The 13,574-nt window shown below is 36.5% G+C and carries 15 protein-coding genes; 9 read left to right on the forward strand and 6 right to left on the reverse strand.

What is annotated here, in order from left to right:
* The first annotated feature begins 6 nt into the window (after positions 1 to 6).
* Genes EL121_RS01065 through EL121_RS01085 form a run of 5 tightly spaced genes read left to right on the forward strand, consistent with a single transcriptional unit; the run spans position 7 to position 5,467 of the window.
* Positions 7 to 405 (forward strand): TIGR03751 family conjugal transfer lipoprotein, encoded by a 399-nt coding sequence (locus EL121_RS01065; protein WP_005607846.1) that lies wholly within the window; start codon positions 7 to 9, stop codon positions 403 to 405.
* A 2-nt stretch (positions 406 to 407) separates the two neighbouring features.
* A complete protein-coding gene (locus EL121_RS01070) occupies positions 408 to 3,218 on the forward strand; it encodes a conjugative transfer ATPase (RefSeq protein ID WP_039197073.1) in 2,811 nt (936 codons plus the stop codon).
* Positions 3,215 to 3,646, forward strand: coding sequence for a hypothetical protein (locus EL121_RS01075; protein ID WP_039195126.1), 432 nt, complete (start codon positions 3,215 to 3,217; stop codon positions 3,644 to 3,646). Before EL121_RS01070 ends, EL121_RS01075 begins: the two co-directional genes overlap by 4 nt.
* A complete protein-coding gene (locus EL121_RS01080) occupies positions 3,633 to 3,959 on the forward strand; it encodes a hypothetical protein (protein WP_005607856.1) in 327 nt (108 codons plus the stop codon). The genes EL121_RS01075 and EL121_RS01080 overlap by 14 nt, the downstream gene beginning before the upstream one ends.
* 17 nt (positions 3,960 to 3,976) lie before the next feature.
* Positions 3,977 to 5,467, forward strand: a complete 1,491-nt coding sequence (locus tag EL121_RS01085; protein WP_039197074.1) for a conjugal transfer protein TraG N-terminal domain-containing protein — start codon at positions 3,977 to 3,979, stop codon at positions 5,465 to 5,467.
* Between the two features lie 35 nt (positions 5,468 to 5,502).
* Here EL121_RS01085 and EL121_RS01090 read toward each other — a convergent pair whose 3' ends face one another.
* The 5 genes from EL121_RS01090 to EL121_RS01110 all read right to left on the reverse strand — a co-directional run bounded on the left by EL121_RS01090 (position 5,503) and on the right by EL121_RS01110 (position 9,798).
* Entirely contained in the window at positions 5,503 to 5,889 is a 387-nt protein-coding gene (locus EL121_RS01090) for a hypothetical protein (RefSeq protein WP_005607864.1), read from the reverse strand.
* Between the two features lie 132 nt (positions 5,890 to 6,021).
* The gene (locus EL121_RS01095) at positions 6,022 to 6,435 is read right to left on the reverse strand and encodes a hypothetical protein (protein ID WP_005607867.1); all 414 of its coding nucleotides are present in this window, start codon (positions 6,433 to 6,435) and stop codon (positions 6,022 to 6,024) included.
* 21 nt (positions 6,436 to 6,456) lie between these two features.
* Complete coding sequence (locus EL121_RS01100) at positions 6,457 to 8,457, reverse strand: integrating conjugative element protein (RefSeq protein WP_005607871.1); 2,001 nt, start codon at positions 8,455 to 8,457, stop codon at positions 6,457 to 6,459.
* Positions 8,458 to 8,476: 19 nt separating this feature from the next.
* Positions 8,477 to 9,415: a TIGR03756 family integrating conjugative element protein gene (locus tag EL121_RS01105; RefSeq protein WP_005607875.1), complete on the reverse strand. Its 939-nt coding sequence runs from the start codon at positions 9,413 to 9,415 to the stop codon at positions 8,477 to 8,479.
* A complete protein-coding gene (locus EL121_RS01110) occupies positions 9,412 to 9,798 on the reverse strand; it encodes a TIGR03757 family integrating conjugative element protein (protein ID WP_051889504.1) in 387 nt (128 codons plus the stop codon). Before EL121_RS01110 ends, EL121_RS01105 begins: the two co-directional genes overlap by 4 nt.
* 459 nt (positions 9,799 to 10,257) lie before the next feature.
* On the opposite strand from EL121_RS01110, the gene EL121_RS01115 reads away from it, so the two are divergent.
* From EL121_RS01115 to EL121_RS01130, 4 genes are all read left to right on the forward strand, one after another.
* A complete protein-coding gene (locus EL121_RS01115) occupies positions 10,258 to 10,608 on the forward strand; it encodes a hypothetical protein (protein WP_005607882.1) in 351 nt (116 codons plus the stop codon).
* Positions 10,609 to 10,753: 145 nt separating this feature from the next.
* Entirely contained in the window at positions 10,754 to 10,933 is a 180-nt protein-coding gene (locus tag EL121_RS01120; RefSeq protein WP_100068060.1) for a hypothetical protein, read from the forward strand.
* Between the two features lie 73 nt (positions 10,934 to 11,006).
* A complete protein-coding gene (locus tag EL121_RS01125) occupies positions 11,007 to 11,888 on the forward strand; it encodes a hypothetical protein (protein WP_052190389.1) in 882 nt (293 codons plus the stop codon).
* Between the two features lie 81 nt (positions 11,889 to 11,969).
* Positions 11,970 to 12,941 carry an ArdC family protein gene (locus tag EL121_RS01130; protein ID WP_039197075.1) on the forward strand — a complete coding sequence of 324 codons (972 nt, stop codon included), beginning with the start codon at positions 11,970 to 11,972 and terminating at the stop codon, positions 12,939 to 12,941.
* A 185-nt stretch (positions 12,942 to 13,126) separates the two neighbouring features.
* Here the strand turns inward: EL121_RS01130 and EL121_RS01135 are convergent, their stop codons facing one another.
* Positions 13,127 to 13,564: a hypothetical protein gene (locus EL121_RS01135; RefSeq protein ID WP_005620741.1), complete on the reverse strand. Its 438-nt coding sequence runs from the start codon at positions 13,562 to 13,564 to the stop codon at positions 13,127 to 13,129.
* Between the last annotated feature and the right edge of the window lie 10 nt (positions 13,565 to 13,574).

Here is a 13,574-nt window from a genome sequence, read left to right on the forward strand (position 1 = left end):
AATATAATGAAAGCACGTATTGGTATTCTATTTTTAACTGCTTTACTTACTGGTTGTTCAACATCATCTGAAGATTTACTTCCTACAAATGGACATTCTATGCGTGATGTTTGGGATAAAAATGCAGGAAGTGGGCAATTACAACAATATCGTTCACAAGATAGCCGTTTAATCGATCCTGTAGATTATATCTCTAATACCGAGCAGCGCAGTTATACACGTACAGCTGAAAATGAAATTGATAATTTATTTCCTAGACTACCTAACCCTGATTTAGTGATGTATGTATATCCGCACCTTTCTCCTTCTGGTGAACCAATGCCTATCCCCGGTTATTCTACGGTAATTCCCTTTTACAGTCGGGTGCAATATGCACAACCGGGTGAACGAACAAGAGGACTATAACAATGTCTTTTTTAAGTGAAGTACTCTCATCATTTAAACCTAGCAAGGCTGTTCAAGGTGTACAACACGTAGATCTTGAACCTGAGATGAATAACCAAGTACAAGAATCTAATACTATACAAATGCCTAGACCAATTCAGCGCAGTGGCAAGATTTCTATTAATCAGCACAATCAGAAACTATATGGGCAAGCTCCCTCTTTTGTGGATCATTTACCTTGGGCTGAATTTCTCGACGCTGAAGGCGTAATGTTACTTGATGATGCGAGAAGTGTGGGAGCTGTTTTTGAAATTAAACCTATTGGTACAGCAGGACGTGATGAAAATTATCTTAGTCGTATCAGAAATTTAGTTAAAGATGCTCTACAGGATAGCTTTGATGAATTAGATACAAATCCTTATGTTGTGCAATTCTTCTGTCAGGATGATGACGATTTACAACCTTATATTGAGAACCTACGTAATTATGTCACAAAAGAGGCAAAAGGAAGTGAATTTACTGAAGAATGGTTACGCATTCAAGAAAAGCATTTTAATGATATTGGTAAGCCAGGAGGCTTGTTTATTGATGATCGTGTAACGAATACAGCTTGGTCTGGCCGTATTCGTCGAACCCGCATGGTTATTTATCGTTATGTAGATAAAAACGATGAATATAATTCCATTGAGTTACTCAATAATGCTTGTGAACGAGCTAATGGTGCTTTAACTACTGCCGGATTACAAGTTTCCAGATTGAAGGAAAATGCAATTAAAGAATGGCTTTTACGCTGGTTTAATCCAAATCCCTCAGTAAATTTTGAAGGGTTAAGTAACAATGAATGTTATCGTTATTTAAATAGCAACCAAGCCAATAATGACATTCCTCTTGCGTTTACTGATTTTAGTGAGAATTTATTTTATTCCCAACCAGAAAATAAAGGGGAATATTGGTATTTTGACGGTCAGCCTCATGAAGTCATCGTAGTAAATAATTTACGCCGTCAGCCTGATATAGGGCTTATGACGGGAGAAATTACGCGTGGACGCAATATTAATGCGCTTTTTGATTTGTTGCCAGAATCAACCATTATGGCTATTACAATAGTAGTACATCCACAAGACAAATTAGAAGCACATTTAGAAAAACTTAGCAGCCGTGCTGTAGGTGAAAACTTCGAATCACGTTATTTAAAACAAGACTGTTTGACCGTTCAACAATACCTAAAGGAAAACCATAAATTATACCAAGCAAGTATTGCCTTTTATGTACGAGGGGAAAACGAAGCACAATTACGCATGCGATCACGTAAATTACGCACAATTCTATTAAGTAATAACCTTGATCCTGTAAAAGAAAATGCAGAAGTTGCCCCGCTAAATAGTTATTTGCGCTGGTTACCAATGAACTTCAATCCCCAGCTTGATACCAAACATTACTATACTAAATACTATTTTGTGCAACATTTAGCGAACTTATTACCTGTTTTTGGGCGAGATACCGGTACGGGTAATCCTGGTATTACCTATTTTAACAGAGGCGGCGCACCATTTGATTTTGATCCATTAAATCGAAAAGACAGAACTAAAAATGCACATAAATTATTACTTGGTCCAACGGGTTCGGGTAAATCTGCAACACTTTGTGCACAAATGTCACAAGTAATGGCAATACACCGCCCTCGTCTCTTTATTGTGGAGGCTGGTAATTCCTTTGGGTTATTTGCTGATTATGCTGAGCGATTTGGTTTAACCGTTAATCGTATTACATTATCACCCAATAGTGGCATTGTATTACCCCTTTTTTCTGAAGCTCATAAATTATTAGATATGGAACTTAATCCTGAAGACGTTCCAGATGATTCTGAAGATGACGAAGATGAGGGAGAAGAACAACGAGATCTACTCGCTGAAATGGAATTAACTACACGTCTAATGATTACAGGTGGCGAAAGTAAAGAAGATGAGCGAATGACCCGGGCAGATCGTGCCGCAATTCGTAAAGCCATTATTAATGCCGCACGTAAAGCAAAAAATGAAAGTCGTCAAACCTTAACTGAAGACGTAAAAAATGCCCTGGATGAATTAAGCAAATCGGATGAAGTTCGAAAAGAACGACGTTCTCGTTTAGCTGAAATGGCTGAATCCTTAGAAATGTTTTGTACCGGAGTAAATGGACAATTCTTTAACCGTGAGGGGGAAATTTGGCCAGAAGCTGATATTACGCTGGTCGATTTAGCCATGTTTGCACGCGATGGGTATGAAGCCGAATTATCTATTTCATATATTTCATTAATTAATCACATTAATAGTTTAGGTGAAAAATACCAACATAGCTATCGCCCAATAGTGAATGTGACCGACGAATCTCATATTATTACGGTCAATCCATTATTGTCAAAGTTCCTTGTAAAAGGTTCTAAAATGTGGCGTAAATTAGGTATTTGGTTATGGCTTGCAACACAAAACGTAGATGACTTTCCAAATGAAGCAAGTAAGTTACTCAGTATGTTGGAATGGTGGGAACTATTGAATGTGACAACCAAAGAAATCGAAGATGTGGATCGTTTCCGGAAACTAACTGATGCGCAAAAAATCATGTTATCTTCGGCCAAAAAATCTGACCGGAAATACACTGAAGGCGTGGTGTTATCAACCAATATGGAAGCATTATTCCGAGTTGTGCCAGCAAGTATTTTCCTTGCACTTGGCATGACGGAAAAAGAAGAAAAGGCAGAACGTAGACAATTAATGCTTAAGCATAACTTTAGTGAAGTTGATGCCGCTTTGGTTGTAGCTAAACGAATTGATGCTGCGAGAGGAATCCTATCATGAATACTACACTACAACCGGTCTATTTATTTGATGCTGGTCCTCAAAAAGAAACATTAAATATCTCATCACCGGAAATATTAGAGATGCTCCAAGCATTCAGCCAAACAATTACGAACAAAATAGGGCAAGGAAAATCAATCGTTGTTTATCCGCACCGTGTGGTTCGTCATTACTGGGGGCTGGAGCTTGAAGGAGATAAGGATAAATTACCTATTCTACTAAATATTACTGGGCGTTTTCGATTACCACAAATTAATGAGAAACAATGGCCCGCTCGGCTGACTATTGATGTAGCTGATCATGTGGATGCCTATTGGCTTACTATGTTTTTAGCAGAAAGCCTTCATTTAACGATGTCCGTTTTGTCTACATTAAATGGGCATAATACGGTGTGTAATGTGGAGGAACAAAATAATGAACCCGGTTAAATTAAGCATTAAGCGTCAATGGCTAAAAAACACACTAAAAGTATTATCCATTATTATTATCAATATTCTAGTTATTTTGTTTACCAGTAGCCTGATAATGAATAATACCGGTATGTTTAATGTAGATTTTCAATCGTGGTTTTATGATACCCGTTTAGGCTGGTTTTTATGGCGAATAGTGCTTTATACCATAGTGTTAGCTCTTATGTTTGCGGTAAATAAATATGTGCATTTATCTCTCAAAGCTAAACTACTCATTGCATCCAGCATTATCCTGATTGAAGGATTAAATCTATTTTATCTTCTGGGCTAATTTAACGGGAGAATCACATGACATTTACGGTTGATAGTTATTTAGAATATTTTCTTACGCTACTTGCGTGGATTATCAATAACAATATTTTTGCGGTATTAATTCAGACAGGCATATTCTTAATTCCACTCATTGTAATTCTGTTTAAGACTTTTATTGATGTGAAAAAACAAGGTGATGATGAAGGAAATAAAGGTGACTTACTTATCCGGTGGCTAGGGTTACAATTCTTTCCGGCGATGTTTGTTATTGTCATTGTACTAGCTCCAACGCTTCCGATTCAATTAAACAATATTGAATTGAACGTAGAACAATCGAAAGCTTGCGGTTACCGGGTGCCACAAGCTCCTCAAGATAGTGGCTACGGTGATTTAACCTCTGAGTTAAGTGGTAAACAAGCTAAGGTACCCCTATGGTGGGGATTTTTCCATCAACTTAATAAAGGGATAACACACGCATTAGTTGCCGCAATTCCGTGTAAACCGGATCTACGTCAAATCCGTTTCGAAGTACAACACGAGAAAATTAATGACCCCGCATTGCTTACTGAATTACGTCAGTTTGTGCAGCAATGTTATATTCCGGCGCGCCAAAAACTACAGACGAGTCAAATTTCATTAAGCCCGGCTCAAGTTCGTGAGGTAAGTTGGCTAGGAGGTAGTATATTAGTTTCTAATAGTGAACTATATCCTCGTTATCGCGCACAACAACCTAATAATCTATGGGCGTATGATGCCAAACGAGACTCGGGATTGCCCAATACAGGGAATGGAGGGTTTCCAGCGTGTAATGAATGGTGGGCTGAAAATACCATTGGACTAAAATATCGATTGCTTGCTGATATGAGACAAAATTTCTCAGTTAATGTCCAAGAATTCTTTAGTAAGAAAAATGGTGCAGAAGAATCATTACTACGTACTCTAGTAAGGCCTGAAAATTTGAATGTATCTTCAGGGAAAATCTATCCTGGATATGGAGGTAATTTAGATCCTACATTTACTGGTGCAGTTAATCGTTTAGTTGCATCAGCTGGGTCAGCAGTAGGAAGTATTGGTATTTTCCCAGCATTAGATTCGATGCGGCAAGCTCTACCAATGGTTCATGCGTTTGCATTAATGTCAGTGGTTATTCTACTACCACTTGTCATTGTAATGAGTGGATATTCATTAAAAACCGTTATCACATTAACCTTTGTACATTTTGCATTAGTGGCTTTAACATTTTGGTGGGAGTTAGCTCGATGGCTAGATTCTTGGTTATTAGATGTTCTGTATAATTCAGCAACCCATAATAGTCTTAATCCATACTTCTTAGAAAATACAGAAGATGACTTTATTGTGAATTTTGTAATGGGTTCTCTATTCTTAGTTCTACCGGCGATTTGGTTTGGGGCTATTTCATGGGCGGGAATACATATAGGAGATATGGCTCAGCAAATTGCTAATGGAACCAGAACATCTCAAACGGCAGGAGCCCAAGGTGGTAACTTGGTAAATAAAGTTAAATAAACGCTAATGAGATAGAGATATTTCTCTATCTCATTTTATAACCAATCCTTATCTGTATTTTCAGGCATTTTAAATCCGTTAGCGTAGAACCCTTCTCCTTCAGGACCAGCCGAATAAAAACCATCCTTAATAAACTGATAAGATTCTTCATCGTCATGATTTACAAAGTTATTGCCTAGTTCCAATTTTAGGGACTCATCTCTACATCCATCAAACTCATCTAATTCATGAGCATGGGAATTTATATCTGAAGTAGATGACCAATCTCTTAATAGTAAAACTGCAATAACAAGAAATGGAATCCCGATAATACACACGGCAGAAAGAAGTATTTTTCTCGGCAATACCGGTAAGAAATCAAGTTTATTATCAATAAATTTAGCTACTTTAGCAAAGTTAGCACCTAAATCTTGGAATGTCATATAGACCTCCTTATTCGCTATATATGACTAACAATGTTGATTAAATATAAGCCTAAATTAAAGATAAAATCAACAAAATTTACTCAAACGTAAAAAGGCTAAGTAAGAAACTTAGCCCATTATTACCTATAATTATAGAATGTTCATTTTACTGTATTCAAAATGTTGTCCAACTTTTTTATTGGTATCACATTTTATTTCAGTTGTATTATTACCTTTTGTAATATACAACATTGGTGAGTCAATTACATTGGTTCCTCTAGGTTGTACGAACTCAATAGTATAAGAATGACTCTTACTTTTCATTTCTAAGGCACTTGTTGTAAAACCAGAGCCTGTCGCCACATAAGAACCTTCGTTTTTCAGTACTTGTTTAGCTGGATTCTTAAATAAGATTTTCCCATATGAAAATTGATAGTCTGCGCCAGTTTTTTGGATCAGAATTTGATTACCGTCTTCTGCAGTACAAGAAAAAATTGAGATATTTTCTGCTAAAACCGGTAAAGATATAAACGAGCATACTGCTAATGTTGTTAATTTACGCATAATGTATTCCTTCTACCATAATTATGAACCACTTAAGATATAATCCGCTTCTTGATTTCTACGCTTTGCATTAATGCCGTTATTGTTAGTTTGACGTTTCCTGACAGTATTAGCTAAAACTGACATATCTCCCGAGCTTGCAGAAACTCTTGCAGCCTTAATAACATCACTAGTCAAAGAACCGTAATTATAAGCATAAGAAGTTAGAGCTGCTTGAACACGTGGAGAAAGAGAGTCCCAAGTGGATGACGATACTTGCTTTCTTGCCGTGTCTGCAAATACTTGTGTACGGCGTACTAAATCACGTTCAGCATCCTCTTTTGTAATAATAGTATCTTTTGTCACTTTTACAACTGTTCCATCTGCTCGTGTAATAGTATCTGAACCATACCCAGAACGATAAGCGTTCACGTCCCAATATGCTTTTGAACTAAAACCTTCAAAATGTTTAAGTAACTCTGTTGCTTGTTGTAGCGCAGTTCCTGAAATTGAATTAATTTTAGAGTACGAACTTCCTAAATTCGCACTACTGGAGTTAGTATTGAGTGATGGTATAAATGGAGCCACGTTGCTTGTACTTGGAATACCTAAAGTAATCATTTTTCGTGGCAAAGAAATATTATTTTCTTGTTCTCCGTCAGCTGGTGATGGAGTTCCATACTCTAATTCTTTAACACGTTTATCCAAGCTATCTTTCGGTAAACTATACGAACCAGCATGTGCTTCTCTTTCAGCTTTATTTTGTAATATAGTTGCAGCAGTATTACTAGTAATCGCCTTTTGCATATCCATTTCAAGTTTTACTTGGGAGATTTCTCGGTCGATAATGTTTAAAATGCGCTCTAACTCTACCTGTGCATCTGCATTATTGGCCACATTGGGTTCACGCATACCAGCTAAAATTGCACGTCGAGATAGCATCATTTTTTCCATGACTTTCGAGGTTGCAATCTCCCCAGAGAGTCGTTGGCTTAATACTTCCACATCAGGATCTTCACGTAATGCCTCTATTAACCCGCGTGTAACAGGTACAGTATTTGAGCTAAGTTCAGCAAGAAATTCCGATGTGGGTGTACTCATATTAAGTACTTTTTCCAATTTACCGATAGTAAGTACATGTTCCTCTTCAATTTCCGGACTTAATCCTACACCTGCTTTCGCGCTCGTTTTCGTTCCACAATCTGTTTTACAAGTCGAAATTGATTGTTCACCGATCACTTTTGTTAAAAAGTCAGCAGCAGTCTGTGGGTTATCCCACGTCTTACATAAATTACCGTCACATGAAGATTCTGAAATTTTTCCTGTATCTAAGACATTGCGTTTATTTAGCAAGTTATAACCAGCTTTTACCACGTCGCCCACTAAATTGATTGGCTCTTGGTTTTGTCCTCCTTTTTTCTGCCCTCCAATCCAAGCACGCCCTTCTTTACCCTGTTTGTCTTCAAGATCTTTTTTAGCTTGCTTAGCATCAGGCTGGGTTGAGGTAATATCTTTAAAACTTTCTAAATCTGCAGCTTGCCCCCATTTCCCGCCTAACGTATAGTCAGCTAACTTTTGCGACATATCTTCACAGCTAGTTTTAAGACGATTGAAGTCTAATTTCCCTTGATATACACCATTAGTAATTAAATCATAAAGTTGTGGATTGGCGCGTTGAAGCACCATTGCCGGCATACTTGCAACAGCACCTTTCGCAGAATCAATAACATTTCCTAATAAATCTTTAAAGCCATCTTTAAGTCCATTTAAATCATTTTTAATTGTGGTTTTAATATCAAAATTGCCACACATTAAATTAGATTTCCAACCAACACCTAATTCGACTGCATTAGTTTTTCCACGACTAGGTGGAGCCATATAACCTGCACCACCACCGATTTGATAAAATACTTTATCCGACAAAATAGCATCTGATTTGCTAAATTCTAACTTATCTGTAATGGAATTCGCATTTGAAGTATTAAGGCATAAACAGCCTAATACTAAAAGAGTAATATGATTGAGTGAAAATCTTTTTGTCATATTTGTTTCTCCTTCCTAATTATCGTTGCCAGTCAATACTATATAAAAATTTCTGACCTCTTCGCTTACAGCAACTATAAGGTCGCCAAAGTGCCCAAGAATAATCACCTTTCACTGACATTTTTCTAGAGTGTGTCTCTACAGAACTTCCATGAGGAAATACAGAACAAGATCTTTCCATCTTAGGATGGAGCATCTGCCATTTATGTGTACGGGAATTACTTTCTTCTACTGCTCCCGGAGGCCATTCGCCGGCACCTCCTTTTTTAGCTGCAGGTAAATAAATGTGGGGTTGTGCCATTCGACTAACAATATCTGCAACACGTTGAGCAATAACTGCTGAGGCTTTGTAGTCATGAACTTGATTAATCGCACCGGAACGAGGGTAGATATTTCCCCAATGATCTCCTGCTTGATTAACTTCTCTCATACCAGGAACCATCGCCTCCGGATAAAACATTTCTGGTAAATTCTCTTTCCAAGCAAAGAAATCTAATCCACTTAAGAAGTAAGGAACAAAAGGTGTAGTTTGACTTTTGCAATAATATCCTGTGCTATTTAGCACCTGAGATATTGCTCCTTGCGGATGACCAATTGCATCGGCATTCTTAAAAGTAAACTGAGTGTATTGTTTATGTGGAGAACGATATTCCCCACCTTTAACAGCCGTTTTATTGAACGAAGAAACCTCTGACCAGGGATTCTGACCATCATGGTTGTAGCTAGAGACAACCATTTCTGGAATGTAGTGTTTTACTTTAGTAGATGTACGAATCGTACAACCAAACTTTGTGCAAAATAGCCAAAAACATGTACCTACCACTTTATAATCCAAACAACTTTTTGAAGCACTCGAAGCCATAATTGATGCGGTATTAATAGAGGCTTGAGCAGGAATAAACGAGGTAATAATTGCTGCCGAAAGTAATTTAACTAATAAAGTACGGTTAAATTTCATTGTCCCTCCTTTCTATTTTGGAACCATTGTTCCCACAACTTTTTTGCTTTCGCTATATTCGTTTCCCCATAAATAACAGAGGTTTCTCCAGTAGAATTCTGAAATAGAACAGCAGGTACTTTTTTAATACCGTTTTGCCAAGCACTAATTACATCAGTATAAGCATCTTTGATAAGGGCTTCCTTTTCAGCCCATTGTGGCGAATTAAATAATGCTTTAGCTTGCTGTTCAGCCATAACAGGATCATGACTAAGCCCTTGACTAATGACATTTTCTATATTCGTTACTTTATCAAGATAATAGACCTGAGTAGCCAGTTCTTGATGGGTGAGATGATATGATGATGTGGTGTAGACAGAAATAATAGGTTCAATATTTGCCATACTTAGTGGGGATATTCCACTCCCAATCAATAATGCCAAATAGGAATAAAAGTTATATCTTTTGTTCACACTATAGACCTCTCTTAGATAGCCAATATAAATGTGAAAGTTAGCGATATTTTAACCAACGATACAGAAAAAACTCTGTTCAAAAATAGGAGATTTTTTTGCAAAAAATCTTAATTTCTTAAGCAAAAAATATTTCCCTTTTTATAAAAAAAATCGTATATTGGCATTATTAAGTCGCTGGGAACAGCTCTTAAAAAAGTCGCAAGAACTCTTGAGAAGCGACGGTTACCCTTGAGGTAAAGGAGTTCAATGCCAAAATGTCTTCCAGCATTCTGAAAGGAAACACTGTAATTTTGCAGGAATGCCACCTAAACCTATCACCTTCCAAGGGAAAACGCTTCCCTGGAAGTGTTCTCCTGAGGATTTTTTTATTAACTTAGGAGAATAACTATGACTCTCAAATCTCACCCTGAATGGGATATTATCCCATTTGACTCTCAACCTGCCGCAGCACAAACATCATCTGTATTTTGGAAAATAGGGAATAAACTTGGTAATCTTTTTGTATCTGCAAGAAGACGAGTTACCTCAAAATATCGCGAGGTTACAAGCGGTATCAACCAAAAACTAGATGAAGAATATGAACATTTAAGAGCTGAATTTGAAGCAGATCTCTTTGCTCAAACCGAAGCATTTGAATGTGAACTCAAAGCACAGCGCAAACATTGGATTGGTATTTCTATTATTACCACTCTAGTTGGCTTTTTAATTGGCATGTTGATAACCTTTAATCTCATGTAATTTCTATTAACTTACCCCATAGGGAATACTATATCTCTATGGGATTAGCATTCCCTTTTTTTGGAGAAATGCAATGGAAGTTCAAATTAACCTCAACACTGTATCAGGTTTTATCCCTAAACATTGGACTAGGAATAATCACGTGATGCTATCTCAATTACATAAAGATATTACTCGTAATGCAATTCAATCTTGGCAAAAGCGTAAAGAAGGCGAACAGAAAGTACGTTTTCTTCAAGCTATGCCAGCAACTCATGGAGCACACTTCCGCTTTATGAATGTGCAGCAAAAAGATGAAAAGACATTATTAGTTACTATTGATTAAACTTTTACCTCATAAGGGAAACACCTAATTCCCTTATGGATATAGTGTTTCCCTTTTATTTTGGAGAAACACTATGAACGTTTTAACCGCTTATTTTAATACTCAATTAGTAAATGCTGGTTTTCCAGATGATTTTGAAATCAATTGGTCCTTAGGTTATAGCCAGGGCGATGGTATGGCTTTTTATGGAGACATTGAGCATACCTATTGGTTAGGATTGTTTCAACGCATTTACCCAAATCAAAAACGCAAATACCGGAAATTTGAAAGACTAACAAGATCATTGATTGAGTGGCAAAACTACGGGGATAACTTGATAAGCATAAGACGAAATCACTTTGGTTATCGTTATTCTCACTTTAACACGATGGATTTGCATGCACCAAGTGCCGCAGATTTTCGTTTCTTTGATGAAGATGCAAAAAAAGATTGGTATTTCCCAACCTATAAAGTCGGAGAATATCAAGCACTATGGGATGAATTTGTTGCGGATTTAGCGGAATATATTCGGGACTTGTCGAAGCAATTAGCACAAGAAGGTTATCGAATTATTGAAGCAACGCCGTATCAGAAAGAAGTCGCTTATCAATTCGAAACACAACATTATCGAATTGAATTTGTAACTGAGCCTCATGAATTTTATGCAAATCATTTTGAAACCTATATGTATGATTGCGATTTTGAAGATGTTGAAAGCCTTTGCAAAGCAGCATTAAACGGTATCAAAATTGCTAATGTCTATGTTCAAGTATTGGATAAAGCAACAGGAATCGCTTTAGGGGAAGATTACTTTGGTTATTTAGCTTATAACAAAGAAGATAAAACCTTTGGAGGCTACCGCTATATTTTGATTCGTGAAGCTATTAAAGCAGCTCGTTCAAAAGATGGATTGATTAGTCGTCAAGCACAATTAATGCAAAAATCTCTACCACACTTACACTTAAACACAAACTGAAATTAAACACAGTTTCTTACCCACTGGGGAATACTTTCCTCAATGGGAGTGTTCTCCATTTTTATTTTAGGAGAACACATTATGAACACTCAAACTCAACATAAACCTGACTTATACCAAGAAATTACTAATCGCATTATTAAGTGCCTTGAAGAAGGAACGATTCCATGGCTAAAACCTTGGAATAATCCTGATCATAACCTTGCACTACCTCAAAATGCGGTATCTAGCCGTCACTATTCAGGAATTAATATTTTATTGCTATGGATAGCAAGTGCTGAAAAAGGTTATAAACAAAGCAAATGGATCACAGCAAAAGCTGCCAATAAACTTGGTGGCCACGTGCGCAAAGGAGAAAAAGCAACAATTGTTGTAAATTACAATCCGATTGATCGTGAAAAATGTGATGATGAAGGTAATCCAATCTTGGATGAAGATGGAAATCCAGAAATGGAACATTTTGCTGTTTTAAAAAGACATCCTCTTTTTAATATTGAACAATGTGATGGACTTCCGACCGTAATGTATGATTCTGTGTCAGTTCAAAATGATAATGCTGGCTCAGCACAATACACCTTATTTGCTGAAATCCGGCAAATGATCAAAGGAATGGATTTGGAAGTTAAAGTCAAGCCAAGTTCGCGTGCATTCTATCATCCTACAGAGGATAAGGTAGTCATGCCGGAAATGAAACAATTTCATTCAGAAGCGGGCTTTTATGGAACATTACTTCATGAAATGACCCACGCAACAGGCCATTCAAAACGCTTACATCGTGAAGGTATTACTTCCGGCAAAGCAAAATTTGGTAATAAAATTTATGCTTTCGAAGAACTAATCGCAGAAATGGGTAGTGCGTTTGTTTGTGCTCATTTAGGTTTCAATGAAGTGCCGCAAAATGCAGCCTATATTGAAAGCTGGATTAAAGTATTGAAGGAAGACAAACGAGCAATATTTAAAGCCTCTGGATTTGCGCGTAATGCGTGTGAATACATGATGGATGCGCTCAATGTTCAGCAGCAATACGAAAAATTCTTTGCTGAAGCAGCATAATAAAAAACGAAATGCCTTAGATATTAATCTAGGGCATTTTTTTAATACTTTTAGTCATATAAGTCCTAAACAAGCGAGAGCAAAACATGTTAAAAAACCATATACTAGTAATTGAGCTATAAAAAAGCGAATAATATCGGGTGGTTTCATTTTGTAATCCTTATATAAGAATGAGGTTCGGCTGCTTATTTAACTAAATGTTCCTGTTTTCGTTTTAGTGATTTTGATAATGTTTTTTCTAATTTACCATACAGAAATATATAAGAATTATACTTGTTAGAATATCTTATAAAATGTTTTACAACGCTGTCATAAAAATAGGGTTCAAAAGCATTACTTATTTTCTCATCTTTTTTTAATCCTAAAATTTTTTGCAGTTCAAATACAAAAAGCATTCTGCCACTGTCATCATTTATAAATACTTTAACGATTACAACTGAAAAAAATATTGACAACAACAATATTAACACTAAAGATTTTATATCTTTATATAATGAAAAAGTAAAAACAAATAATAAAATTAAAAAAGATGTTAATAATATCTTAATATACTTTTCTGCAAGTTTAGAGTAAATTAAATCTAATAGTTGTTTCTCATCTCCTATGAGAATTTTTTTACTCATAATTGCTCTC

This window comes from Actinobacillus equuli, from assembly GCF_900636745.1.
Lineage (GTDB): Bacteria > Pseudomonadota > Gammaproteobacteria > Enterobacterales > Pasteurellaceae > Actinobacillus > Actinobacillus equuli.

What these genes read in the sequence shown, in the direction of transcription:
- EL121_RS01065 (WP_005607846.1), top strand. Translation starts at nt 7, where the DNA reads ATGAAAGCACGTATTGGTATTCTATTTTTAACTGCTTTACTTACTGGT.
- EL121_RS01070 (WP_039197073.1), top strand. Translation starts at nt 408, where the DNA reads ATGTCTTTTTTAAGTGAAGTACTCTCATCATTTAAACCTAGCAAGGCT.
- EL121_RS01075 (WP_039195126.1), top strand. Translation starts at nt 3,215, where the DNA reads ATGAATACTACACTACAACCGGTCTATTTATTTGATGCTGGTCCTCAA.
- EL121_RS01080 (WP_005607856.1), top strand. Translation starts at nt 3,633, where the DNA reads ATGAACCCGGTTAAATTAAGCATTAAGCGTCAATGGCTAAAAAACACA.
- EL121_RS01085 (WP_039197074.1), top strand. Translation starts at nt 3,977, where the DNA reads ATGACATTTACGGTTGATAGTTATTTAGAATATTTTCTTACGCTACTT.
- EL121_RS01090 (WP_005607864.1), bottom strand. Translation starts at nt 5,889, where the DNA reads ATGACATTCCAAGATTTAGGTGCTAACTTTGCTAAAGTAGCTAAATTT.
- EL121_RS01095 (WP_005607867.1), bottom strand. Translation starts at nt 6,435, where the DNA reads ATGCGTAAATTAACAACATTAGCAGTATGCTCGTTTATATCTTTACCG.
- EL121_RS01100 (WP_005607871.1), bottom strand. Translation starts at nt 8,457, where the DNA reads ATGACAAAAAGATTTTCACTCAATCATATTACTCTTTTAGTATTAGGC.
- EL121_RS01105 (WP_005607875.1), bottom strand. Translation starts at nt 9,415, where the DNA reads ATGAAATTTAACCGTACTTTATTAGTTAAATTACTTTCGGCAGCAATT.
- EL121_RS01110 (WP_051889504.1), bottom strand. Translation starts at nt 9,798, where the DNA reads ATGGCAAATATTGAACCTATTATTTCTGTCTACACCACATCATCATAT.
- EL121_RS01115 (WP_005607882.1), top strand. Translation starts at nt 10,258, where the DNA reads ATGACTCTCAAATCTCACCCTGAATGGGATATTATCCCATTTGACTCT.
- EL121_RS01120 (WP_100068060.1), top strand. Translation starts at nt 10,754, where the DNA reads ATGCTATCTCAATTACATAAAGATATTACTCGTAATGCAATTCAATCT.
- EL121_RS01125 (WP_052190389.1), top strand. Translation starts at nt 11,007, where the DNA reads ATGAACGTTTTAACCGCTTATTTTAATACTCAATTAGTAAATGCTGGT.
- EL121_RS01130 (WP_039197075.1), top strand. Translation starts at nt 11,970, where the DNA reads ATGAACACTCAAACTCAACATAAACCTGACTTATACCAAGAAATTACT.
- EL121_RS01135 (WP_005620741.1), bottom strand. Translation starts at nt 13,564, where the DNA reads ATGAGTAAAAAAATTCTCATAGGAGATGAGAAACAACTATTAGATTTA.